The 24,992-nt window shown below is 36.4% G+C and carries 20 protein-coding genes; 10 read left to right on the forward strand and 10 right to left on the reverse strand.

The features are described 5' to 3' along the window. Window positions 1-2 precede the first annotated feature (2 nt). Entirely contained in the window at window positions 3-1,424 is a 1,422-nt protein-coding gene (locus tag IPP61_12780; GenBank protein ID MBL0326034.1) for a T9SS type A sorting domain-containing protein, read from the forward strand. Between the two features lie 55 nt (window positions 1,425-1,479). Here IPP61_12780 and IPP61_12785 read toward each other — a convergent pair whose 3' ends face one another. The 3 genes from IPP61_12785 to IPP61_12795 form a co-directional block, all read right to left on the reverse strand. Next, window positions 1,480-2,532 carry a sugar phosphate isomerase/epimerase gene (locus IPP61_12785; GenBank protein ID MBL0326035.1) on the reverse strand — a complete coding sequence of 351 codons (1,053 nt, stop codon included), beginning with the start codon at window positions 2,530-2,532 and terminating at the stop codon, window positions 1,480-1,482. Window positions 2,533-2,869: 337 nt separating this feature from the next. Beyond that, entirely contained in the window at window positions 2,870-4,015 is a 1,146-nt protein-coding gene (locus tag IPP61_12790) for a Gfo/Idh/MocA family oxidoreductase (GenBank protein ID MBL0326036.1), read from the reverse strand. 36 nt (window positions 4,016-4,051) lie between these two features. Then, a complete protein-coding gene (locus tag IPP61_12795; protein MBL0326037.1) occupies window positions 4,052-5,242 on the reverse strand; it encodes a Gfo/Idh/MocA family oxidoreductase in 1,191 nt (396 codons plus the stop codon). A 200-nt stretch (window positions 5,243-5,442) separates the two neighbouring features. Between IPP61_12795 and IPP61_12800 the strand changes: the two genes are divergently transcribed. From IPP61_12800 to IPP61_12820, 5 genes are all read left to right on the forward strand, one after another. Beyond that, window positions 5,443-6,654, forward strand: coding sequence for an MFS transporter (locus IPP61_12800; protein MBL0326038.1), 1,212 nt, complete (start codon window positions 5,443-5,445; stop codon window positions 6,652-6,654). Between the two features lie 72 nt (window positions 6,655-6,726). After that, a complete protein-coding gene (locus IPP61_12805) occupies window positions 6,727-7,440 on the forward strand; it encodes a type III pantothenate kinase (protein MBL0326039.1) in 714 nt (237 codons plus the stop codon). Then, window positions 7,430-8,716 (forward strand): hypothetical protein, encoded by a 1,287-nt coding sequence (locus tag IPP61_12810; protein MBL0326040.1) that lies wholly within the window; start codon window positions 7,430-7,432, stop codon window positions 8,714-8,716. Before IPP61_12805 ends, IPP61_12810 begins: the two co-directional genes overlap by 11 nt. A 48-nt stretch (window positions 8,717-8,764) precedes the next feature. Continuing rightward, complete coding sequence (locus IPP61_12815; protein ID MBL0326041.1) at window positions 8,765-9,145, forward strand: hypothetical protein; 381 nt, start codon at window positions 8,765-8,767, stop codon at window positions 9,143-9,145. Then, a complete protein-coding gene (locus IPP61_12820; protein MBL0326042.1) occupies window positions 9,142-9,336 on the forward strand; it encodes a hypothetical protein in 195 nt (64 codons plus the stop codon). Before IPP61_12815 ends, IPP61_12820 begins: the two co-directional genes overlap by 4 nt. Window positions 9,337-9,355: 19 nt before the next feature. Here IPP61_12820 and IPP61_12825 read toward each other — a convergent pair whose 3' ends face one another. The 6 genes from IPP61_12825 to tilS form a co-directional block, all read right to left on the reverse strand. Beyond that, window positions 9,356-9,769 carry a cytochrome c gene (locus IPP61_12825; protein ID MBL0326043.1) on the reverse strand — a complete coding sequence of 138 codons (414 nt, stop codon included), beginning with the start codon at window positions 9,767-9,769 and terminating at the stop codon, window positions 9,356-9,358. Further along, window positions 9,747-10,373: an SCO family protein gene (locus IPP61_12830; protein MBL0326044.1), complete on the reverse strand. Its 627-nt coding sequence runs from the start codon at window positions 10,371-10,373 to the stop codon at window positions 9,747-9,749. The genes IPP61_12825 and IPP61_12830 overlap by 23 nt, the downstream gene beginning before the upstream one ends. A gap of 33 nt (window positions 10,374-10,406) precedes the next feature. Then, window positions 10,407-10,823 (reverse strand): hypothetical protein, encoded by a 417-nt coding sequence (locus tag IPP61_12835; protein ID MBL0326045.1) that lies wholly within the window; start codon window positions 10,821-10,823, stop codon window positions 10,407-10,409. A gap of 34 nt (window positions 10,824-10,857) precedes the next feature. Beyond that, window positions 10,858-12,513: a DNA repair protein RecN gene (gene recN, locus IPP61_12840; protein ID MBL0326046.1), complete on the reverse strand. Its 1,656-nt coding sequence runs from the start codon at window positions 12,511-12,513 to the stop codon at window positions 10,858-10,860. A 493-nt stretch (window positions 12,514-13,006) separates the two neighbouring features. Further along, on the reverse strand, window positions 13,007-15,232 hold the full coding sequence (locus tag IPP61_12845; GenBank protein ID MBL0326047.1) for an OmpA family protein: 2,226 nt from the start codon (window positions 15,230-15,232) through the stop codon (window positions 13,007-13,009). A 236-nt stretch (window positions 15,233-15,468) separates the two neighbouring features. After that, window positions 15,469-16,788: a tRNA lysidine(34) synthetase TilS gene (gene tilS, locus IPP61_12850; GenBank protein ID MBL0326048.1), complete on the reverse strand. Its 1,320-nt coding sequence runs from the start codon at window positions 16,786-16,788 to the stop codon at window positions 15,469-15,471. 47 nt (window positions 16,789-16,835) lie between these two features. Between tilS and IPP61_12855 the strand changes: the two genes are divergently transcribed. From IPP61_12855 to IPP61_12870, 4 genes are all read left to right on the forward strand, one after another. After that, window positions 16,836-18,755, forward strand: coding sequence for a hypothetical protein (locus IPP61_12855; protein ID MBL0326049.1), 1,920 nt, complete (start codon window positions 16,836-16,838; stop codon window positions 18,753-18,755). A 671-nt stretch (window positions 18,756-19,426) separates the two neighbouring features. Further along, a complete protein-coding gene (gene clpB / locus IPP61_12860) occupies window positions 19,427-22,051 on the forward strand; it encodes an ATP-dependent chaperone ClpB (GenBank protein ID MBL0326050.1) in 2,625 nt (874 codons plus the stop codon). A 483-nt stretch (window positions 22,052-22,534) separates the two neighbouring features. Beyond that, window positions 22,535-23,026 (forward strand): hypothetical protein, encoded by a 492-nt coding sequence (locus tag IPP61_12865; protein ID MBL0326051.1) that lies wholly within the window; start codon window positions 22,535-22,537, stop codon window positions 23,024-23,026. A 140-nt stretch (window positions 23,027-23,166) separates the two neighbouring features. Further along, window positions 23,167-23,448: a hypothetical protein gene (locus IPP61_12870; protein MBL0326052.1), complete on the forward strand. Its 282-nt coding sequence runs from the start codon at window positions 23,167-23,169 to the stop codon at window positions 23,446-23,448. Window positions 23,449-23,486: 38 nt separating this feature from the next. Here IPP61_12870 and IPP61_12875 read toward each other — a convergent pair whose 3' ends face one another. After that, the gene (locus IPP61_12875) at window positions 23,487-24,722 is read right to left on the reverse strand and encodes an ATP-binding protein (protein ID MBL0326053.1); all 1,236 of its coding nucleotides are present in this window, start codon (window positions 24,720-24,722) and stop codon (window positions 23,487-23,489) included. Between the last annotated feature and the right edge of the window lie 270 nt (window positions 24,723-24,992).

Below are 24,992 nucleotides of genomic sequence, written 5' to 3' on the forward strand. Positions count from 1 at the left end.
TTTTGGGTGAAAGTGATCAAATTATAACGGTATATTTAAATGATAAAAGTGTTACACTAACAAAACTTGACGACTTAATTATTAGTGGCTTAATGCCATTAGAAGATAGTTTTTATTTTTTAACTTATAACAAAAAAAAAAATAAAACATCACTTTTTGAATTAAAAACAAATTCACTTCTATTGACAACTTTGGTTGAAGAGACGTCTCTCGAAATCATGGAATTATCTAACGATACCATTTATTATTCTTTTAATTCTGGAGGAAAAAGAATTATTGAATTTATTAAAAAATCAAACAGGCAGAAGAGCAGAGTTTTAGTATTGGATAGTGATGTTCTTCTCAGGAAAGAATCAAAAATATATATTGGATATAGCTTTGACGATAAAAATAAGAAGTTCGATCTCACTAAAATTGATATTCAAAAAGGAAAGGAAGACCTAGTTTTGCAGTCATATGAAGGCTTTAATTATATTTATAATCCCTTTATTTTTAAAGAGCATATATATTTTATTGGAGATCATAAAAATAGAGGGTTAGAACTTTTTCGGAGTCAATTAAAAACTCCTGAAAATGAGCAATTGGTAAAAGCTGCCTTAATCTTAAATCAGCCACAGGATTCACTCATATTTGCAAAAAATGGTGGTATTTTAAGTCTTGAGATTGAAAACAATGCGGGAGTAAATTATGAATGGCAATTATTTAAAGATGGGAGTTGGGATGAATTAAAATCAGTTAGTGATTATTTTAAGGTCAATCAGGTTTTTTCCAACGAATTAATAATTAGTAATTTTAATATTTTAAATGATGTTATCAAAGTAAGATGTAAGATTTCTAAAGATGGTTTTGATGAATTGTTTACCTCTGAAATTAGTATTTTTCAAAAAATGGAAATATTAAACCATCCAATTTCTGGCTCTTATCTGAAAGGTGAAAAAGTAAATCTGAAATCAAATACCAATATTAATCCAAATAAAGAGATTTGGGAAACTGATATTACAGGTGAGTGGAAAGATATAAATTTGTTGAAAGAAGTTTTCCCGCAAATGAAAATTGACAGAAATCAAATTGAGTTTCAAAATGTCGAAAATATTGAAAACAATGGATTTAGAATTAGATATAAAGCTGTTATTGATGCACCTTACCAAAATGTTACGAGTAATATTGCGGAAATTAAATTTCTCAGTCCTTTAAATACAGAACCCAAAGTTTCTGAGATTTTAATTTTCCCAAATCCTTCCAATAAAATACTTTCTTTTAATAAGACATATAGCCAATGTTTTATTATTGATCAATCTGGGAATCAATATTTTGCAGGCTCAAATTTGCTACAAGTTGATATTTCCAAATTGAGTAATGGAATTTATTTTGTTGTATTAAAGGATAAAAATTCATCAATAATTAGGAAATTTTCAAAACTTTGAAAATAACAAAAAAGACCCGCTCAAACGGGTCTTTTTTGTTTATACAAAGGGTAAATCATATCCCCAATACTTTTTTATTAACTGCTTCGTCGGCTCCTGTTGCAGCAAAATCGTCAAACGCACGGGTAGCTACTTCTATGATATGGCTCTCGATAAATGGTGCACCTTCAGTTGCACCTTGTTCGCTCGATTTTATACAGCATTCCCATTCCAATACTGCCCAGCCATCATAATCATACTGAGACATTTTGGAGAAAATAGCAGAGAAATCTACCTGACCATCACCCAGTGAACGGAATCTACCTGCACGGTCAGCCCATCCGGCATAACCACTATACACACCTTGTTTTCCGGTAGGATTAAATTCCGCATCTTTCACGTGGAAGGCTCTGATACGCTCATGGTAAAAGTCAATAAACTGAACATAATCAAGGCCTTGCAATACGAAGTGACTCGGGTCGTAGTTGATGCAGGCTCTTTTGTGACCTCCGAGTTTATCTACAAACATTTCGAATGTTGTACCGTCAAAAAGGTCTTCTCCAGGGTGCAATTCATAGCAATAATCTACACCGTTTTCATCATACACATCCAGAATTGGCTTCCATCTTTTTGCCAATTCTGTAAATGCTGTGTCAATCAATCCAGCAGGTCTTTGAGGCCATGGATATAAAAAAGGCCATGCCAAAGCTCCGGAGAAACCTACATGCGAGGTCAATCCAAGATTTTTTGAAGCTTTGGCGGCATATTTTAGTTGCTGAATCGCCCATTCTCTGCGGGCTGGTTCATTGCCATGGACTTCTGCCGGTGCAAAAGCATCATACATGGTATTGTAAGTTGGATGCGACGCTACCAACTGACCTTGAAGGTGCGTAGAAAGCTCAGTGATTTCCAAACCTTTGGCTGCAAGTTTTCCTTTGAGTTCATCACAATAAGTTTGAGACTCAGCAGCAGTTTTCAAATCAATTATTCTTCCATCCCAGGCTGGGAGCTGGATGCCTTTATAGCCTTTTGCGGCCATATAGTCGGCGATCGTATCCAAAGAATTAAACGGAGCTTCATCCCCCATAAACTGAGCAAGAAATATTCCGGGTCCTTTAATTGTTTTCATTTTATTTTAGCATTTGGCTGTCAGCTTTTGGCTTTAAGCGTTTTTAAAATTATTCTTATCTAAATACCTATAAATTAATATTCTAATTCGCCTTTTGGGTCAAATTTTTTGTCATGATTTTTGGTTTGCTTCGCTCCTAAAATGCATGCCCAAAAAAATACATTCTCTTTTTTTATAATTCATCGGATTAAAACCCGGAGCTATTTTTTTTACCCTTACAGGTATTAATTATCCAATTGAAATTGTATTTTTTTGTAAAAATTATTAATCAATTAATCCAAAATCCTTAATCGTCAATCGATCCCGATAGTTATCGAGACGTCAATCGAATCAATTCCTACACTTTTACCCACTTATCGCTACGGCTACTTTCGAGGATCCTTTCACAAATCAAAAGCTCGCGGTAGCCATCGGCAAAGGTTGGGAATTTTGGATTTTCAGGCATTTTATTGGCCGCAACTGCCTCATACACTTCTTTGAAAAGTTGTTTTGAAGTATCGCCAAAGCCTTCGTTATGACCTCCCGGATAAGTAATTAATGATCTTACTTCCTCATGTACAAGTGAAGGATCTCGCATCAACAACGAGTTAGCTCCATCTCTTGAACCAATCCATATTTCGTTTGGAGCTTCTGAATTCCAGGCCAATGTTTTGACAGAACCCGAAATTTCTACTTTCAACTGATTTTTTCTTCCTGCCGAAACCTGTGAAACTGTAATTGAGCCTCTGTTTCCATTGTCAAAACGAAGCAGCACATTGGCATGGTCTTCGGTATTGATGGGTACATCAGCATAGTCTTCGGGTTGAAGCATTTTGCCTGAATAAGTCTCAACAGGCTTTAAAGGCTTTTTGCGGTTTTTGTGAATGGTATTAAAATCAGCCATGACCTCTACTGTTTTCAGGCCGGTAACATATTCAATCAAGTCCATCAAGTGTGAACCAATATCAGCAATCGCTCTGGAATCACCCGATTTGTCGGGTTCCAAACGCCAGTTGTAGTCTGTTGCATAGAAAAGCCAGTCCTGCAAATAAGAACCAATCACCGAATAGATATCTCCAAGTTCACCTTTTTCACGCATCATTTTCATTTGACGAACCAAAGGATAATATCTCAGGTTGAAATGAACGGCATTTACTAGTCCAGTTTTTGCAGCCAACGCCACTAATTCTTCTGCCTCATGCAAGTCTTTAGCGAGCGGTTTTTCACATACCACGTGTTTTCCAGCCAATAGAGCTGCCTTTGATTGCTCATAGTGAAGGAAGTTTGGCGTACAGATATGAACACACTGGATATCAGGCATCGACAGGAGTTCATCGAAAGTACAGGGTCTTTCAATACCCAGTTGAGCAGCTTTGGTGGTGGCTAATTCCAAATTTACCTCACAAAGAGCTACCACTTCTATATTTGGGAGTCTCCTGAGAGCTTCAACGTGGGCAGGCCCTATAAAACCGGTTCCAACTACGCCTACTTTAATTTTTGACATTTTCTATACTATGTTAAAAGGTTAAATTTCAATCAATTATATTTCAAATTTTGTCCATTTCTGGTCAGAATTGTTGGATTTGATTACAGTTTGGATAAATCCCATTCCCCGCATCCCTTCTTCAATTCCCGGAAAATCATGAACCTCAGGATCATATTGACCCGAAATCGTATGGTCGTTGCCCAGATTACCCACAGCAGCTGTGGCAGAAGAATTGCCCCATCTTGCCCTTAATGCATATGCAAAGTTCCGGTAAATATTTGCAAATGTTTCTACATATCCTTCAGGATGGCCAGCCGGTTGACGGGTATGGGCTGCAGCTTGTGCTGAAAGATTTCCAACACCGGTCCTGATTATGTGCGAACCGTTTTCCTGGTTGGTAATTTCAAGGGTGTTGGGTTCCATTTGTTTCCATTTCAGGCCACCAAATTCTCCATATACCCTGATATTCAGGTCGTTTTCTTCACCATTACAAATCTGGCTGTTATGCAAGACACCTTTTGCCCCATTATCAAATCTCAAAAGAATATTAGCATCGTCATCCAGTTTTCTACCATCTACAAAAATGGTAAGGTCGGCACAGAGCTCGGTGATTTTCAATCCGGTGATGTATTCAGCAAGGTTTTCTGCATGCGTCCCGATATCTCCGATTCCCCCGCCGGCACCGCATCTTGCAGGATCAGTACGCCAGGCAGCTTGTTTTTGACCGGTAGCTTCTACCAATTGCGATAACCAGCCCTGGGGGTATTCCACTATTACTTTTCTTATTTTTCCCAGTTTACCCGACTTGATAATTTGCTTTGCCTCTTTTACCATTGGATATGCAGTATAATTATGGGTAAGGGCAAAAATCACATCAGAACCATTAACAATTTTTTCGAGAGCTTTGGCTTCTTCCATGGTAAGGGTTATGGGTTTGTCCAAAACTACATGGAAACCGTTTTCAATTGCAAATTTCGCTGCTTCAAAATGTACATGATTGGGTGTAACTATAGAAACGAAATCCATTCTTTCTCCTACAGGAAGCTCTTTTTCTTTCAGAATCATTTCTTTATAAGAACCATAAACCCGATCGGAAGGAAGGTAAAGGGCTTCTCCGGTGGCTTTTGATTTGGCGGGGTCAGAACTGAAAGCTCCACATACGAGTTCGATTTCACCATCGAGGGCGGCCCCTCTCCGGTGTACAGCTCCGATAAAGGCTTCAAGGCTTCCGCCAATCATGCCCATTCTCACTTTTCTTGACATACGGTTGAATTTTTTTCGATAATAATTTGGCTTGCAATATAGGAAATTTAAATAAATCAGAGTTTGAAGAATTCAATAAAATCTTTAATTTATTAAATTGATAAAATGAAAAAATCTTTTTCCAATTCTTAAAAAAATGTACATTTACGAAATTTTCAACCCTTATAAACACAAGAAATTTTATGGTAAATAGAAATCGATTATTTCTCGCTAGTTGTTTTGCTTTAATTACTACCTCTATGGCTTTTGGTATCAGAGCCGGTATTCTTACACAGTTAGGTGCTGAATTCCAGCTTGATCAGGAACATTTGGGTTATGTTAATCAAATGGCTTTCTTAGGTTTTCCGATTGCGATGATTGTCGGAGGCCCACTTTACAACATTATCGGTCCGAAGAAAATCATGTGGTTGGCGTTCATTACCCATGTTTTGGGATTAGTTATGACCATTTTTGCTGGTGGTTTTTGGACACTTTTAATTTCTACTTTTTTTGTTGGTTTTGCAAATGGCACTGTTGAAGCTGCCTGTAATCCGATGATCTCTGACATGTATGAAGGTAACGAAAAAACCAAAATGCTGAACCGTTTCCATATGTGGTTCCCGGGTGGTATTGTTATTGGTAGCCTACTTTCACAGTTTATGACCAAAAACGAAATGGGATGGCAGTTTCAGATTGGTGCTATTCTGATACCTGCGGCGATTTATGCGGTTCTGATTATCGGCCAACAATTTCCTGAAAGCCATGACGAGGGTGCTGCCTCAAACAGTGGTAACCTGAAAGCCATGCTTTCACCTCTTTATTTATTTATGTTGGCATGTATGGCTTTAACGGCTATTTCTGAATTTGGGCCGGAGCAATGGATTGGACCAATCATGGAAAAAACTGGAGCAAGCCCAATGATCATTTTGGCAATCGTAACCGGATTGATGGCAGTTGGAAGGTATTTTGCCGGTCCACTTGTTCACAGTATTAACCCAACCGGAGTACTTTGGGGATCAGCGATTTTAGCAACCATCGGTATCGCCCTAATGAGTCAGGCTTCAGGTGTTATGGTTTATGTTTCTGCCATAATTTTTGCTTTGGGTGTTTGTTATTTCTGGCCAACAATGATTGGTTTCGTAGCTGAAGAATTACCACAAACCGGTGCATTCGGAATGTCAATAATGGGCGGAATGGGAATGTTTTCAACTTCAATTTTCCAACCGATTATTGGTAAATGGCTTGATAATGAAAATGCAAAGGCTTTGGCTTCAGGCTTAACCGGGGATGAAGCCAATATTGTAGCGGGACAGGCTACTTTAGATAATATGGCTGTTTTTCCTGCTATTTTGATTGTGGCTTTTGGTATTCTGTTTTTTGTTATGAGAAAAAGAAAAGCAGCTTTAGCTCATTGATAATATTTGTTTGAACTCACAGAAAGGTGATCTTAAGGGGTCACCTTTCTTTTTTCAATAGGTCAAAAAAAAATGAATGTTTGTATTGATATTGGTAACACCCGAACAAAAGTCGGTTATTTTGAAAATGGAAAATTACTGAATGTTCAGCGGATTCCGGCGGCAGAAAAACTTTTTGATTTTTTAAGAATAGAAGATAATGACAGAATAATTATTTCTTCAGTGGTAAAATCAATTGATGAGCTAAAATTACTATTTAAAAATTATCCTTCGGTCTTGTTTTTAAATTCCGATTCTTTATTACCAATAAAAAATAATTATGCTTCTCCAAAAACGCTGGGTTATGACCGAATAGCTGCTGCAATAGGTGCAACTGTGCATTTTCCCGGTGAAAATGTATTAGTGATTGACATCGGAACCGCAGTTAAATACGACTTTGTGGATTTTGAAAATACATTTGTAGGTGGCATTATTTCACCCGGGAAAAGGATGAGATTTAAAGCCCTGAATACTTTTACACAAAAACTGCCGTTATTGGATACAGATGATATTCCGGAACTAATAGGTAACAACACCGAATCCTGCATGAAAAGCGGAGTAATGAATGGTTTGCTTGCCGAAATCAATGGAATAATTGAAGAATACCAAAAAAAAGTTAATTTTCAGATAATTACCACCGGAGGAGATGCCCCATACTTTGAAAGTAGGATAAAATATCCGACCTTTGCAGCTCCAAATTTGGTATTGGAAGGTCTCAATAGAATTTTAGAATATAATGTCATTTAAAAACAAGCTGTTTTTTAGTTTAATTATTGCCACACAAAGTACCCTGGTTTTTGCTCAGGGACACGGCAGCTCACCTTACTCGAGCATCGGCATAGGCGAAACGGCATCTGAAACGGTAGCCGCTCAGGATATGATGGGAGGTGCCGGAGTATCTTTTACCAATAGTTTTTATGTAAACCACCTAAACCCTGCATTGATGGTGAAAAACCGCTCTATTGGGTTTAATAAGTATGTTTCATTGAATATTGGGATGACTGGCTCCTACAAAACGATAGCTCAGGGAAACCAAATTACCGATAACTTTGGACTGAATATGAATAATTTCAGTTTTGTTTTTCCAATCAAAAACAAATGGGCAATGGGGTTTAGTATGAGGCCCTACACGGTTTCAGATTATGTTTCAACGAAAACCATTGATTTCGTAGGTTCTTCGGAATCAAAAGTAGAAGAAATCAGAAATCAGGGAGGTTTGTCAAGAGTGGCATTCACTAATTCTTTCGAAATTGTAAAAGGATTGTATTTTGGGGTGGACGGACAGTATAATTTTGGATACATTTCCCGTGACACAAGCTCCAATATGGAAGGATTTTCAACTTATCAAAGGTATAGTTCCAGAACCAATTTACACGGAGCAAGTGCCCGTACAGGTTTGGCTTATCAACAAAAAATAAATAAGAAATGGAAATTGAATTTTGGTACAATGTACCAGTTGGGCAACACGCTTAAAGGAGATCAGATCCGGACTTATAGTCTTTTGAGTGATAATGGTAGTGGCCCGGCTTATGTTCAGTTGCCAGATACCCTTAATATTTCCAATGTATCTTCAGGAATTCCATCAAGCTACAAAGTGGGTTTAAGTCTGGAAAAAACCTATAACTGGATTTTTGCGGCTGACTATGGAAAAACGCTTTGGACCGGTGTAAATCAATTTGATCCAAATGCCAATAATACCATGCAGGATGCGACAGAAATGAATTTTGGTATGGAATGGATGCCGAATTCGAGTTCGTCAAAGTATTTGAACCAGGCATTTTATCGCTTTGGATATAAACAAGTGCAAACTCCTTATGTCATCAATGGCAACAGAGTGCTGGATAATAGTTTAAGTCTTGGGATTTCATTGCCCCTCGGTAAAGTACCCGGATATGTTGATCTCGCTGTAATGGTCGGTCGTAGAGGGAAAAATTCTGGAGGGCAGATTCAGGAAAACTATACCAAAATCAGCATGAATGTATCTCTCATGAGTGTTTGGTTTAATAAACAAAGAATAGATTGATTTAGGTTTTTTGTAACTAACTTCTGGCTTTCTTAAGAACTTTATAAAATGAAAAATCTTATTTTTTATTTTTTGCTTCTTGTTTTGATTTGGCCTGCTTTTTCAGGATGTGAGAAAAAAGAAAAAGAGCAGGAATTTATTGAATATACCGGCCCAATTTTAAATACTGATAATCTGGCGGTTACATTTAGTGACTCTGGCAGGGTAAAAGTAAAAATGTCCACCGCCAAGCAACTAAAATTCCAAAATGAAGACGAACAGTACCCCAAAGCTGTATATGTTAATTTTTTGGATAAAAATGGTGTGGAATATTCCATGTTAAGAGGGGATTCGGGGAGTTATTCCAAATCAAAAAATCTTTATACCATCACAGGAAATGTTTTTTTAACAACAGATTACTTCAACAAAGTCTGGCAACAGAGGAATTGATTTGGAATCCGGTCACAAAAAAGATTTATTCCAATAAAAAGGTGACAATAAAAACACCCCGGGAAAACATCACTGCATTTGGGGGTATGGAAGCCTCAGAAGATTTTTCAAACTATACTTTCAGAAAGCCAAAAGGAACAATGCTGGTTGATTCTTTGCGTACTATTGTTGACACCACTGAGCAGAAATAACAGCAGTTTAATCTCAAATTTATTCGCATTTCACGTTAGTAACCTGTTCGGTTTCAACTGTGGATTGATCTTCGCCCCATCTATCATAAATAAAAGTAGTGATTTGGGCTATATCAAGGTCGTATAAATTTTTATTTTTAAGCATTTTGCCATCATAAATTATCCCATTGACCGTAACAGGAACTGATGAGCCGTTTTTAATAATGCAAATTACCTTGTTTTTGTTTTTTAAGAAATCAGAACCTTTTATGGGCGGATACAGTTTGCCGAGGCCCTGACCTTCGACCCCGTGACAATTGGAGCAATGTTTGGCATACAATTCGGCCCCCGCTATAACAAATTGCTCATGTTTGATGGCTTCGGGATTTGAGCACGCCCATCCTCCCCAAGCCACCAATATCACAAGGAAATTATTTTTTGAGAAGTAGTTCAATGTCTTTCATGAGTTTATTGACTTCGATTTCTTTTGTGCCGTCATATACACCTCTGATGCGGTGATTTTGATCTACCAACACAAAAGCACCGCTATGTACAAATCCGCCTTCTTCCACAGCAGTTGAGTCTTCCAAAGCCGAAACCATGTATGATTTTTGAGCGATTTCGTATATTTTAGCCTGTTCACCGGTTACAAACTGCCACTGGTCACTTTTAACTCCCAGTTTTTCCTTATATTTTTTCAAAACTGCCACTGTATCATGTCGCGGGTCAATGGTATGTGAGAGTATGGCAAGCCTGGGCTCATTTCCGAATTTTTCATGAATCCTGAGCATTTGGGTTTTCATTACCGGACAAATAGTAGGGCAGGTGGTGAAAAAGAAATCAGCAATATAGATTTTGTCTTTAAAAAAATCTTGTGTCAGTGTATCTCCATCCTGATTAACAAAAGCAAAATCAGGGATTTGGTGATAAATAGTGTCTCCTTTGCTATCAATAGTGTTTTGACCAAGGTATGGTAAAGTTCTGTTCGAATCTCCACATGACCACAAGAGAGCAGAAAAAGCTGTGAATATGAAAAATAACAGGCTACTTTTTCTCATTTTTAATATGATTTAAGAATGTAAAATAGAATCTTACTTGTTGCTTTCGACAAACCTTTTGGCATCATCCATCGATTTTACGGTGAGGTCTTTAAGAGATTTTACTTCGGTATTTAGCTCTTTGTAAAGTTTAAGTTTTTCGGTCTTGTCTTCAACATCATTCATGGCCTTTCCATAGTTTTCCATCCAAAGGTACATATCATCTTCGGCTTTTTGAAGGTTGGTTGAAATCTCCAAAGCCTGATTTTTGAGTTCCTCAGATTTTCCTTCCGCCGCAGCCAAAAGATTCTTTTTAAGGTCAGCAATCATCATGGTTTTGGGCATGATTTCGTCATGACCTTTCATGAGCTCGGCATTGATGGTCTCTATTTCTTTGTCTGTTTTTTGGTCACATGATGTTGCAACAAACACTAAAACCAACAGAGCAGAAAGTTTAATAAAATTTTTCATGTTTTTGTTCTCTTAAAATAATAATATGTAAAGTTTAGATATTTCCCAAAATCTCAATGGCACTTCTGATTGCACTTTCCGATGGATTCTGGCCGCCTATCATTTTAGCGATTTCGATAATACGTTCATCACCGGATAGTTTCCGCATCAAACTTACGGTTTTTGTGTCAGAATTGTCTTTGTAAACATAAAAATGCGAACTTCCTTTACCTGCAATCTGATGTAAATGTGTAATGGCAATTACCTGAAGTTTTCCTGACATTTCCTGCAAAATATTGCCCATTTTTATGGCAACTTCACCTGAAATTCCAGTATCTATTTCATCAAAAATGATGGTTGGTAATTGTTTTTTTTCGGCCAAAATATATTTTAAAGCCAGCATAACTCTTGAGAATTCACCTCCTGATGCCACATCTTTCAGTGTCTTGGGCGAGGCACCTTTGTTGGCACTGAATACAAAAGTAAGGTCATCGGCACCATCAGAGGAAAGTTTTTTCTCTTTGAAAATAATCTCAAACTGTGCTTCAGGTATTCCCAATTCTTTCAGAAGGCTTACAATCTGGGTTTCAAGAGGTTTTCCGATTTTTTTTCGGCTTTTCGATAAATCCTCTGCTTTTGATTGTAAAACCTCTAATTTTTTGGCTGTTACTTTTTCAAGTTTTGCCAAATCCTCATCGAGGTTTATTACCTGCTCAATTTTGACTGAAAGCTCATTTTTAATGGCTATCAGTTGTTCCACAGTTTCAATACCATGCTTTTGCTGCAGTCGATAAAGACCGTTTAGCTGGTCTTTCAGGAAATCGGTTTTCTGATTATCGGTTTCGACGTTTGATGCCTCTATTTCAATTTCATGTACTATGTCCTGGAGTTCGAGTAAGGAACTGTTTAGTCTGTCTTTCAGGTTTTTATATTTTTCAGAAAAAGAACTGATAATGCCGAGAGCGATTCCGGCATCCCGCACCAAGTTTACACCTGATATTTCGGGATTTGCGAGGTTTTCATAGGCCAGATTAAGCCTTCTTTTTACCTCTTCAGCATTTTCCAAAATTAATAGCTCAGACTCCAGTTCTGCCTGATCAATATTCTCAGGTTTCAGGGCATTCAGTTCTTCAAAAAGGAAACTATTGTATTCAAATTCTTTTTTTAGAGAAGCAGAATTTTCTTTTAAGGATTGGAGTTGCTTCTCTGAGGTTTTATAATCTGAAAAAGCATTTTTATAATCTTCTAAAACCGATGCATTCGCTGCATAGCTGTCAATCAGATTTAACTGAAAAACATTAGAACCCAATTGCAGCGTTTCGTTTTGAGAATGAATATCCATTAATCTTACGCCCAATTCCTTGAGCGAGTCCAGTGTCACCGGGCTGTCATTGACAAATGCTCTGGACTTTCCGGCCGGAAGTATTTCCCGCCTGATCACACAATGGTCTTCGTAATCCAGCTCGTTTTCAGCAAAAAAATCTTTCAGATTGAGTCTTTCAATATCAAAAACTCCTTCTACGGTGCATTTTTCGGTTTCTTCAAACAAAACTTTGACGTCAGCCCGATTTCCCATCAATAATCCCAAAGCCCCGAGCATAATTGACTTGCCCGCACCGGTTTCACCCGTAATCACATTCAGACCATTTTCTGGCTGAATCTCCAGGTGCTTGATGAGAGCATAGTTTTTAATAAGCAGGCTGCTGAGCATTTTTTGATTTGGATAATTCTTTACAAAAATAAGTGAGAGCAGGCTATAAAACAAAAATGCATCGCTCAATATGGCGATGCATTTCAATCAATCTAATCTTAACCTTAAACTATGAAAAAAAATATCTTAGTACATGCTGAGTTTTCAAAAGTTTGAAAAAAAAGCATTACTCAAAATGGTAATGCTTTTTGTAATAAATCTTAACCTTAAACTATGAAAAAAAACTACTTTCTCTTTAAATTTCTTCCAAATCAGGAGGCTTTTTAAAAATGCACCGCTCAATGTGGCGATGCATTTTAGTACAATAAACCTTAACCTTAAACTATGAAAAAAACTACCTACTGGTATATCTTTTTGAGTGCAGGGTACCGTTTTTTGAGTACCGTATACTCTTTTTTATTTCTTTTATTTTTCAAAAGTTTGGGAAAAAAAGCATTACTCAATGTGGTAATGCTTTTTACAATAAACCTTAACCCTAAACTATGAAAAAAAACTATTTATCTCGTCTGTTAAACCCCAGGTAATCTTTCACTGCGAGTATTTTAAACTCTGTGCGGCGATTGGCCTGATGTTCACTTTCCGGACAATTGTTGAAATCGTTACAGTCATTTACCAGTTCCGATTCTCCGTATCCTTTTGCGATTAGCCTCTCGGGGTCGATGCCTTTTGAACTTAGGTATTTTACCACCGCCATTGCTCTTTCCTCTGAGAGTTTCATGTTATAACTTCCGCTTGCTCTGCTGTCGGTATGTGACCGCAATTCAATCTGGATTTCGGGATATTTCTTTAATAAAGGAATCACCCTTTTGTCCAATTCTTTTTTAGCGTCGGCTCTTATAACTGCCTTATCTACATCGTAATAGATATTTTCTAATCTATATATATCACCTTCACCAATCATGCCAAAGTCGTGTTCGAGTGAAATATTTTTTCTATTATTTTTTATTTTACCAATACTTTCAGAGTTGCGGGCAAAGTTTTCCTTAACCGCTGTTACTCTGTATTTTCCGTCTCTTGTAGGCGTAAATGCGTACCGGCCGTCAAATCCAGTTATTACAGTCTCTATACTGCCGTCTTTTTCATTTTCCAAAGTGACACTTGCACCGGCTATTGGCGATTGGTCAACTTCCGAAATAACCTTACCTTTTACCATTGGTCTGGAAGCCGGACTCAGATAAATTTTTACCTTCTGATTCCGGGATTTGGAATTTGACATGGTGCCGTAAGTTATACTACTTTGCTGATAGCCTTCTTTTATTGCTTTAAATTCAAAGTCAGCACCCGATTCCAGACAAACGCTTGCTTTTCCTTCGGAATTAGTTGCATAAAATTGTTTGTTAACGCCATTTTTCACCATTCTTAATTCCACATCTAATAATGGAAGTTTGGTGACCGCATCATATACTAAAAGCTCCAATTGGTTACAGCCTTTTTGGAATGAATAAATATTGTCATCAGAATAACCTTTTTTGCGGTTAGAACTGAAATAACCTTCAGACCTGTCGCCTTTGGCTATCAAACCAAAATCGTCCTTTGCAGAATTGATCGGAGCACCGACATTTTCCACTTCACCGAAAGGATTTCCATGCCGGAACTCTACAAAGAATACATCCAAACCCCCTAATCCCGGGTGACCGTCGGAAGCAAAATACAGATTGCCGATTTCATCCATAAACGGAAACATCTCATTACCTTCAGTATTGATTTCCTTACCCATATTTGCCGGAGTACCCCATTTCCCATTGTGATACTCTACAACATATAAATCAGTGCCTCCAAAGCCTCCGGGCATGTCTGAAACGAAATATAACTTGTGATTGTCAGGTGAAAGTGCCGGATGACCGGTTGAATATTCGTCAGAATTAAAAGGAAGTTCCTGAATATCAGCCCATTTTGAATTTTTCTTTGTGGCAATGTAAAGTTTCAGCATGTTTATGCCTTTTTCACTTTTCTTTGCCCTGCCTTTGTTATAATTATTTCTGGTGAAAATCAGTTTTTTGCCTTCTTTGAAAAAAGTAACGGGTCCTTCATGATATTTTGAATTTATACTTTTGCTAAATTCATCAATTTCAGGCTCAGGAATCTCTTCAAAAGATTGAGTCCCATTGCTTTTGTCGGTTTTTAAAGATTTTCCACTGGATCCCAGACTAGCCTGTGCTTTTATTTTTTCGATGTTCCTGGATTCCAAAGCCAGGGAAGCGGTGTCAGAAAATTGAAAAAGGTCCAGAAAAGGAGTTTCGTTTTGGCTAAATATCCTTTTTATGCCATGACCTTCGTTTCTGGCAGAAACAAATACTAGCCCGTTTTCATAATACATGGGGCTAAAATCAGAAAAACGGGAATTGATGGGAAACATGTAGTTTACTTTATACAATGCCGAGTCTTTATAAAAAACCGAATTGTCCATATAAGCTACCGTAAATTTCCTTCCGCGAAGATCTTCTTTTTGTTGTTCACCGTATTTTGAATAATATTTTTGAGATTCCCGGTATTTGCCATTGTTGGCCAATGCCTGAGCATAATACAGGTATTGTTCTGACTCCAGTTCTTTTTCATATTTTTTGAAAAGATCCTGGTAGGTAAGCTCAGCGTTCTTGAAATCTTGTATTTTTCGGTAAGAATAAGCGAGTTTGGTGAGTGCTTCTTTTTCGTACTCATTATCAACTTTTCCCGAACCCAGATAAGCCTCAAAGCTCCGGACAGCCGCCGGATAAGCCATCTTGTCGTAAGACTCGAGGGCATTTCTCAGGCGGCTGTTCTGGGCAATACATTCTAGGCTCAGTAAACTGAGGAATATGATGATAGGAGTTAAACTTTTTTTACAGGTAAGCACTGTTTGTTTTATTGTTTTTTAGGAAAACACCTGAACTTTTGATTCAGATATTATATTCTTTTCAAACAGCGTGCCAGAAAATATTTTTTGATATAAAAAAATTATAAGTTATTGATATTTAGTTAAATAAAATTTATAATAATTTTAAAAATTTTATTATACGGCATTTTCAACTTAAAAATATCGGAAGTTTTTAAGCCTAAAACCCAGGCGATTTGGGTATCGGAGATTAGCACTTTGGTATTTTGTTTTTCGAGGATATTTACTTTTTTGTCAATTAAAATATCGGAGACAAGCTTAGTGCCTTTCATACCGAATGGAAACATTTTGTCACCCTGTTGCCACTTTCTTATCTTTAATGGGAAAATCAATTTTTCAGCATCGAAATAAGCAATATCAGGGTTTTTGAAATCAGGATTTTCTGCTGTCTCAATTAATGAAATTTCTATTTCGAGGTTTTCAAAAAAGTATTTTCCAGGATTTGGGATAATTAATTCTTCTGAAAGATTCAGTTCTTTTTTCTTTGATAAAAAGAGTTGGTCGCCAGATTTTGTCAGTTGAAAAAATTCGGTATTTATTACTTTTCCTGATTGTTTGAAACCGAAAATTTCTTCAATTTGATGAAAATTAAAACCATAAGGCTTGAGAAATTCTTCCAAAATGAGCTTGAAGCCAGCTTTATTTTTCCAATTTTCGAAAGGAATATTAAAAATGCCTGCAGTTTCGGTAATCTCGTTTTTAAATTCCTGCAGTTTTTCTTCGATAATTTCATTCAAAGATTCAAACCTTTTAAGATTTACCAATTGCGTTTCATGTAAACCGGGATTGATTTCCTTTAATTCAGGCAAAATATGGTGTCTGATTTTATTCCTTTGGTAGTCTGTGGAAGTATTCGAGATGTCTTCACGCCATTCAAGATGGTTAGTTTTCAGATAATTTAAAATCTCTTCAACGCCAATAAACATCATTGGCCTTCTTATTTTTTCAGTTTTTATCGGAATTGATTGCAAACCTTTTGGACCGGTACCTTTGGTGATATTCAATAATAGTGTTTCGATTCGGTCGTCGAGATGATGGGCAGTTAACAGGAAATCGTATTTTTCTTCTTCCAGAATCTCAGAAAACCACTTATATCTCATTTCTCTAGCAGCCATTTGGGTTGAAATCCCATTTTCTTTCGCAAAAGACTTGGTTTTAAATTTTATGGTATGAAATTCCAGATTGTTTTTTTTACAAAAATCTTTGACAAATTCCTGATCCCCGTCTGAATCAGCACCTCTTAATCCGAAATTGCAGTGGGCAATTCCAAAATCAAAACCTGCCTTTAATAACAAGTCAGCCAAGGCGACCGAATCTTTTCCCCCGCTATGAGCCAAAAGCATCCTGTCTTTTATGGAAAAAAGATTTTGATTCTCAATAAATGTTAAAAATTGACGCAGCATCAGGTGTTTCAGACAATTCTAAAACAAAAATACGTTAATTTTGCCTTATGAATTTTCATTTTGGACATCAAATACTTATTTCACGACTTCGAGGAATCTCCTTTGTAGTTCTTATATTATTGTTTTTTTTTAATTCTTACGGCCAAAAACCTCTAAATCCCATCAAAGACAATGGCCCGAAATCAAAGATAGAACTTATCAGGGCCGATAGTTTGGCCGGAGAAAACAGCCTCAATCGCACCCAAACTTTTTTAGGAAATGTAATTTTCAGTCATCGCGGGGTACTATTGGGTTGCCAAAAAGCCGTCCACAATCTTTCTTCCAATTTTATTGAAGCCTACGGGAAAGTGGTTATCAATCAGGGAGATACACTCACGATTGTGGGAGATACATTGATTTATGACGGTAATCTTCGATTTGCCAAAGTATATGGCCGGCAAGTGATTTTAAGAGACAAAAAAGTTACATTACGTACCACTGAAGTTCATTATAATCTCAATACCGACCAGGCGTATTATCCTGTGCCGGGTGTGCTTAATCAGGATTCAAGCAGATTGAGTAGTAAGTTGGGATATTATAATACCAAAACGAAATATTTCAGGTATATCGGGGATGTCGAAATTATTAACCCACAATATGTGCTCTGTACCGATTCGCTGGATTACGATACATATACTAAGCTCGCAATTTTTAAGACTTTTACTACCATAAAAAGTAAAAACGGAGACCTTTCGGCTTATAAAGGCAAATATAACATTAAGACCAAAGAGTCTTTTTTTGAAGGGAGGGCCAAAGTGACTAATGATAAATACTCGCTGGAAGGAGACACGCTTGCTTTTGATAATACCAAAGGCTCAGGATATGCCAATGGTGCGGTAGTATTTGTGTCATTCGAGGATAGTCTGGTGGTTTTGGGCCAAAAGGCCATTAGAAATGGGGAGGAGGGCTTAACCAAAATCATGAAAGAAACGCTAAGCCGGCGGATTTCTAAAAATGATACACTTTGGATAGCCGCAGATACCCTTTGGGTTTTTGAAATCAGAGAGAAAGTAGATTCTGTTGCGAGTTTTACTGGCCGAAGTGATTCTTTAAAAAAACAAAATACGGTTTTACCACCCAAAGTTTTAAATCCAAGTCTGAAACCTGTCATAAAAGACGCCAAAATGGTGGGAATGGAGTTGAGGAAAATCTTGTATGGAATGAGGCCAGCCAAAATTGATTTGTTAGTGGGCCCTGCCGAGTTTCAACATATGGATTCTCATAATTATGTTTTAAGGTCAAATCTGGGGAAAAAGAAAGAGAAGATTTCTGAAAAAAATAAAGAAAAGGAAGAGGATAATCAGGCACCCACGAAAAAAGACCTCGAAAAGATAGTTGCCGATGGACATGTGAGAGTAATCAGGGCCGATTTTCAGAGTGTGAGTGATTCTCTGCTTTACAACCTTAAAGACTCTGTGATTTTCTTCTATAATGACCCGGTGCTCTGGAATCAGGAAAATCAGCTCGAAGCCGATACTGTCAATATTTTACTGAAAAACAATCGTTTGCATCTAATGAAATTATTGCAGGATGCTTTCGTGATCCAGACTGACACCATTAAAAACTACAACCAAATCAAAGGACGTACTTTGGACGCATTTTTTGACAAACAAGGCCAGCTCAGCACCATTAAAGTAGATGGCAATGGAGAGTCGCTGTATTTTGCTTTGGATGAAAAAAATAAGATAATTGGGCTCAACAAAGTGCAATGCTCCAACATGCAATTTTATTTTAAACTAAAGAAAATCAAGCAGATAGTATTTCGTGGTGAACCAGAATCCCTGCTGATTCCCCCCAAAGAAGTCCTTACAGAAGACATGAAGCTGGAGAAATTTGAGTGGAAAACAGCTCTCCGGCCTAAATTATCTACAATTGCCACCGAAAAACAACTTTCGGTAATGTCGTCAGTAAAATTGATTCGAGACTGATGATTTTCAGTCATTTTGACATCCTTAATCTTCTAAATATCAACATTTTCGGTCATTTCGTCTGAAAAAATACTTTTGCATGCCTTTTGAGGAATACAATTTACGATGGATTCGATTTACGATTGAATTGATTTTGGATTGATACGATTTACGATTCTTTCAGTTGTGAATTTAAAATTTATTTTAAAATTGATGTTGAATTTAAAATAATATTGAAATCTGTAGCTCAGGGTTTTAACCCGGAGAAATTAAGATTAAATAATAATTTTTTTTCATGAATTTTTGGTGCGAAACAAAACAAAAAGTGCGAGGAAAATATATTTTTAATTTCAATTAAATACCCCGTAGAGGTGTTACCATAATAGCACCAGGTTTTAACCCGGCGGAAAAAGTTTAAAGAGAATGTTTAATTTTTTTGGCGTGAATTTTTGGTTCGAAGCAATTCAAAAATCATGACGAAAAAAGTAAGGGAAAATCCATTAGAGATAAAATATATGTAGTAGCACCGGGTTTCAACCCGGTGGATAAAAGATAAAAGCGATTGTGTAATTTTTTGGCGTGTATTTTTGGTTCGAAGCAATCCAAAAAACATGACAAAAAAGGAGGGAGAAAAGCCCGATTGAAAACGAAAAAAATGAAAAAGAATATAAAAATAGCCGACAGCCAACAATATGAACTTTAACCAATATACCATCAAATCCCAGGAGCTCATCCAGCAAGCTGCTCAGATAGCTCAGGGTTTCTCGCAGCAAGCTGTGGAAACTGGGCATTTGCTCAAGTCCATTTTGGAGGAAGAGCCCAATACTTCCACGTTTTTGCTGAAAAAATATGGAATTAGCCCCGATGGCATTTTGCGGAAATTGGACCCCATCGTTGAGGCTTATCCAAGGGTTTCGGGCGGTAATCAACCATTTTTGGGAAATGACCTTAATAAGGCGATGACCAAAGCTCAGTCTTATTTGAAAGAGTTTGGCGACGAGTTTGTGAGCGTAGAACTCTTATTTTTGGGTATTTTAGGAGGAAATGACTCCGTAGCCAACCTGCTCAAAGCAGAAGGAATAAAAGAGACAGATATTAAAAAAGCTATTATAGAACTTAGAGGAAAAAATAATCCAGTGAAAGATCAAAACGCAGAAAACAAGTACCAAGCCCTTGCTCGTTACAGCAAAAATCTGAACGATTTGGCGGAGCAAGGCAAAATTGACCCCGTGATAGGGCGAGACGAGGAGATTAGGAGGGTTTTACAGATTTTGTCGAGGCGTACCAAAAACAATCCAATGTTGATTGGTGAGCCTGGAGTTGGTAAAACTGCGATAGTTGAAGGTCTGGCCCAACGTATAGTACAAGGCGACGTGCCCGAGAATTTGAAATCTAAAATTGTGATTTCGCTCGACATGGGATTGCTTGTGGCAGGAGCTAAATACAAAGGAGAATTTGAGGAGCGTCTGAAAGCCGTTATCAAAGAAGTGACCGACTCTGAAGGAGAGATTATTCTTTTCATTGATGAGATTCACACATTGATTGGTGCTGGAAGTGGGGGAGAAGGTGCAATGGACGCCGCCAATTTGCTTAAGCCAGCTTTGGCTCGTGGTGAATTGCATGCAATTGGTGCGACTACTTTGAAAGAATACCAAAAGTATATAGAGAAAGATAAAGCTCTTGAAAGACGTTTTCAAGCTGTGGTGGTAGACGAGCCAAATGTGGCAGATGCAATTTCGATTTTAAGAGGTATAAAAGAAAAATACGAAGTGCACCACGGTGTGAGAATTCAAGACGATGCCGTTATTGCCGCAGTAGAGCTTTCAAATAGGTATATTTCAGATAGGTATTTGCCAGATAAAGCCATCGACTTGATGGATGAATCAGCAGCAAAGTTGCGTTTAGAAATGGACTCTATGCCCGAAAATATGGACGAGCTCCGCAGACGTATTATGCAGCTAGAGATTGAGCGTGAGGCTATTAGACGTGAAAATGATAAAGAAAAAGAGAATAATCTGAGTAAAGAGATAGCTGAACTCAACGAAACTTTCAACGATCTCAAAGCTAAATGGGACTCTGAAAAAGGGAAAGTGAATGAGGTAAGAACGCTCAAAGAAAAAATAGAACAACTGAAATTTGACGCAGACCAAGCAGAACGCTCAGGCGATTATGGCAAAGTGGCTCAAATTCGATATGGCCAATTGCCAGAAGCTGAAAACCGTTTAGTTGAGCTATCTGCAAAAAACGAGGACAAAGACAACCTCATCAACGAAGAAGTTACTGCCGAAGACATAGCAATGGTGGTGGCCAAATGGACCGGAATTCCAGTTTCGAAAATGCTTCAAAGCGACCGTGAAAAGCTATTGCACTTGGAAGATGAACTAGAAAAACGTGTTGCTGGTCAAAAAGAAGCCATTGAGTTGGTTTCAGATGCAGTCAGGCGTTCACGTGCAGGTATGCAAGATCCGAAAAAACCGATTGGTAGCTTCCTATTTTTGGGAAGTACAGGTGTTGGTAAAACTGAATTGGCGAAAACTTTGGCTAATTACCTCTTCAATGACGACAACGCCATGGTGCGTATCGATATGAGTGAGTATCAGGAGAAACACACCGTGAGCCGTTTGGTTGGAGCTCCTCCAGGATATGTGGGTTATGACGAAGGCGGACAACTGACCGAGGCCGTAAGACGTAAACCTTACAGTGTGATATTGCTCGATGAGATAGAAAAAGCTCACCCAGATGTATGGAACGTGCTTTTACAAGTATTAGACGATGGCCGATTGACCGACAACAAAGGTCGTGTTGCGAACTTCAAGAACACGATCATCATCATGACTTCTAATATTGGTAGCCATTTTATACAGGAAAAATACATGGAAGCCCTAAAAGGTGCACCAGATGCTTGGGAGAAATACTTTAAAGAAGAAGCAAAAGAGCAGGTGATGGAATTGCTGAAAGCCAGCGTGAGACCTGAGTTTTTGAACCGTATCGACGAGATTGTGTTGTTTGACCCATTAGGAAAAACTGAAATACGGAAAATCGTGGCCATACAGTTTAATTTAATCAAAGCCAGACTGCAAGAGCAAGGCATCTTGATTGAAGCCACTGAGGCTGCTTTGGACAAGCTCGGAGAAGAAGGTTATGACCCGGTTTTCGGTGCTAGACCACTCAAAAGAGTAATCCAAAGAAATATCATGAACGAACTCTCAAAAATGATTCTTGCAGGCACCATCAACAAAGAAGCCATCATTGTACTCGACGTTGACGCCGAAGATCATTACAAATTTGAGAATTTGCCTGAAATTAGTATTGCATAATTTTAGTTCCGGGTGCTGAGTTGTGAGTAGCGAGTTTGATTTTTAGGTTTATATAGGGTAATAGTGGATTATGACTTACACCCCCGTCTTTTTGAGATGGGGGTGTTTTTTATTTAAAGTATTTATATCAAATTTTAAAAAAGATATTATTTTTGGTAAAAAAAAGTATTATGGAAATTCTTCAAATAGAAGTACTTGATTCCAAAGCCTTAAACGCAATTTAAGAGTTGAGTGATTCAAAAATGATAAAAGTTTTAAAAAGTAAAAAACTTACTACATTGCTGAGAGGGAGTATTTCAAAAAAAGATGGAATTGAGTTTACTAAATATTTGGAAGAAACAAGAAAATCCTGGTGATAAATTATTTACTGGATTCTTATTACAAAAAAACATTTAGAATGTCAATTTTCTAAAAAAAATCTCAAAATTTGAGTTGAAGTTTGCATTTATTGCGGTAATCAACTTTGTTAAGCAACTAAATAATATGAATATACTAGATTTTAAGCACATGAAAAATACAAAAATTATCTTTATCCCTTTATTTTTTATATTAATCGGCTTTAATTCCTTTTGCCAAAGAAAAAGTGAATTGAAAAGCGAAATATTTTTTTTGAAAATTGAGGTTGAAAAATTGAAAACCCTTAATCAAACTTTAAATCTAGAAATAGAAAAAAATAAGAATTTTAACTTACAAGAAATAGAGAAATTAAAACAAGAACTTTCACAGATTCAATATCTTCTGAAAAACTCAAATAATACCAGTAATTTGGTATACCCGCCAATAAATCAAGAATTAGGAAAAAATTCTTCAAAAGGAACACAAACTAACTCTATTAATGCCAATAAGCCTGAAAACGAAAAAAACAGTAAATATGGATATACTCCTTCTACAGGAGCTACTATTCATACAGGACCTAGAGGAGGCAGGTATTATTACAACAGTAAAGGAAATAAAGTATATGTCAAAAGGAATTGATTTTAATTAAGATAGGAAATTCTATTAATTTTAATAATCCCCTTTTGACTTAATTAGCCAATTGTACATGTAATACGCTAGAATCTGTATCAAAACAAGTTTTTTAAATGGATTTTTTTTAAAATTAAAAAATTAATCAAATGGTATTTCCCAAAACAATTTTCCTATATGGAAAAATATGTGACAATGAAGAATTAAGAAAAATTTTGTTAACTCAAGATTATTCTCTTTTAGAGATATTTTTAGAAAAGGAAATCGATTTAAAATTATATGATAAGCAATTCCATTTTTTTACTGATAATTCTGATGAAAAGAAAATGATAGTAATTAATACCTCAAGTTCAAATTTTGATAAATTCTCTGGAGTATTGTTTTCAGGAGAATTTATTGATGAAATAAAGAAATATATTAATTCTTTGTGAACATAAATAAATTTTAAGTTGGGAATTTGTTTTTTATATTATGGAAAACTTTTACAAATCTCTAATAATAGTTCAGTAGAAGTTTTTAATTCATCGTCAGAAAAATTATTGAGGTTATCAGTTGGATGATGGATTTTGTTCCTAATTAGAGTGGGAAGTGTTTGATAATTTACAGTGCCATTACTCGAGATTTTACTATGTATGGCGGAATTGAAAAATGGATGATTGGCTATATAAGTATCACAATCTTTTATTTTTGGTTTGTTTATTTTATCTTGAATAAAACTGAAAAGCTCAATATGAAAATCATTTGTGCATAAGTTGTAGGCAAAGTATTTAGTTGCAGCTAAGGTTACAATTGGGAAAAAAGAGGGTGAATTTATTATTTCACTTTCAATATTTCCTGAATTATTGTTCAGACGGATTATTAAATTTTCATCAATATTGTCAAAAGCTCCTTTCAAGACATGGTCAGAGTGGGTGGCAAAGAATAATTGAGCTTTAATTTCTGATCCAAATCGAAATAGATTTTTAAAATATTCAATAATTTTTTCTTGCCATTTAGGATGCATACTTAATTCTGGTTCATCAATAAAAATCGTTGAATTTTCCATTAGGGATTTGTTTTTCAACAAATGAATACCTCGAAATACAATTTGTTTTTCACCAGTACTTAATTTATCAATTTTTACGTCTTTTTGATTTTTTGAGAAAAGAATATCATTATTAATCTCAACAGTTTTAAATTTAATTTCTTCAAAAAAGCTATTGAAAGCACTTTTGAATCTGGAAATTTTTGAAGTCGGATAAAAATCATTCCAATCTGTTTTTTGATTGGGGTTTTCCTCCATTCGAATTGAATTATTCCTTTGATCATTGACGTAAATATCAACTATTAATTGTTTTAATTTAGTAAAACTATCGTCAATATCTAATTCTTTTTTCTTTAAATCTAGATCGTTGTTTTGTGGTCCAAAAATATTATCTGTTTTAAAATCAGATCTTGCTTTTGAAAATATTGAACCATAGTTTCTCAAACTAATTTCAGAAGGATCATTACCAAATTCAGGTAGTACAAATCCTTCAATTAATGAATTTTCCCCAGTTTTCAAATTGATAATTTCAAAACTATTTGGATTATTGGCCAAATGTTGTTGATAACCTGAAAGGTTTATCGGTTTTTTTACTTGATAAATATTATTATTCAACTCATATTCAATATAATTGAAAAAAGAAAATGGTCCACCACAAAGGAATTCAGAAAGACTTTCCATTACAGTAGTTTTGCCACAACCATTTTCACCTATTAAAAATATTGAATTGAAAGGAAGCCTTTTGGCGGAATTCACAAAATTCAGTTCCAAATTTTGAAGAACTGGGTGGTTTTCCCATTTGATTTTTCGAAGTTTCATAAATTGGATTTTTTTGATTAAGATTATGCAAATTTAGCTTTAAAAACTTAATTACAAAATAGTTAGATATTTTTGCTACAAGACTGTGGTGATTTCCCCCAAAAATCCCTTAACTTTAAATGCATTTTAAAT

The sequence above is a fragment of the Cytophagaceae bacterium genome, assembly GCA_016722655.1.
Lineage (GTDB): Bacteria > Bacteroidota > Bacteroidia > Cytophagales > Spirosomataceae > Leadbetterella.

Bases quoted from the DNA above. Each gene is read 5' to 3' on its own strand.
- clpB (MBL0326050.1), top strand. From the start codon at position 19,427: ATGAACTTTAACCAATATACCATCAAATCCCAGGAGCTCATCCAGCAA.
- IPP61_12785 (MBL0326035.1), bottom strand. From the start codon at position 2,532: ATGAAAACAATTAAAGGACCCGGAATATTTCTTGCTCAGTTTATGGGG.
- IPP61_12835 (MBL0326045.1), bottom strand. From the start codon at position 10,823: ATGAAAAATTTTATTAAACTTTCTGCTCTGTTGGTTTTAGTGTTTGTT.
- IPP61_12795 (MBL0326037.1), bottom strand. From the start codon at position 5,242: ATGGGCATGATTGGCGGAAGCCTTGAAGCCTTTATCGGAGCTGTACAC.
- tilS (MBL0326048.1), bottom strand. From the start codon at position 16,788: ATGCTGCGTCAATTTTTAACATTTATTGAGAATCAAAATCTTTTTTCC.
- IPP61_12845 (MBL0326047.1), bottom strand. From the start codon at position 15,232: ATGGCTTATCCGGCGGCTGTCCGGAGCTTTGAGGCTTATCTGGGTTCG.
- IPP61_12800 (MBL0326038.1), top strand. From the start codon at position 5,443: ATGGTAAATAGAAATCGATTATTTCTCGCTAGTTGTTTTGCTTTAATT.
- IPP61_12830 (MBL0326044.1), bottom strand. From the start codon at position 10,373: ATGAGAAAAAGTAGCCTGTTATTTTTCATATTCACAGCTTTTTCTGCT.
- IPP61_12810 (MBL0326040.1), top strand. From the start codon at position 7,430: ATGTCATTTAAAAACAAGCTGTTTTTTAGTTTAATTATTGCCACACAA.
- IPP61_12815 (MBL0326041.1), top strand. From the start codon at position 8,765: ATGAAAAATCTTATTTTTTATTTTTTGCTTCTTGTTTTGATTTGGCCT.
- IPP61_12865 (MBL0326051.1), top strand. From the start codon at position 22,535: ATGAATATACTAGATTTTAAGCACATGAAAAATACAAAAATTATCTTT.
- IPP61_12870 (MBL0326052.1), top strand. From the start codon at position 23,167: ATGGTATTTCCCAAAACAATTTTCCTATATGGAAAAATATGTGACAAT.
- recN (MBL0326046.1), bottom strand. From the start codon at position 12,513: ATGCTCAGCAGCCTGCTTATTAAAAACTATGCTCTCATCAAGCACCTG.
- IPP61_12855 (MBL0326049.1), top strand. From the start codon at position 16,836: ATGAATTTTCATTTTGGACATCAAATACTTATTTCACGACTTCGAGGA.
- IPP61_12790 (MBL0326036.1), bottom strand. From the start codon at position 4,015: ATGTCAAAAATTAAAGTAGGCGTAGTTGGAACCGGTTTTATAGGGCCT.
- IPP61_12805 (MBL0326039.1), top strand. From the start codon at position 6,727: ATGAATGTTTGTATTGATATTGGTAACACCCGAACAAAAGTCGGTTAT.
- IPP61_12875 (MBL0326053.1), bottom strand. From the start codon at position 24,722: ATGGAAAGTCTTTCTGAATTCCTTTGTGGTGGACCATTTTCTTTTTTC.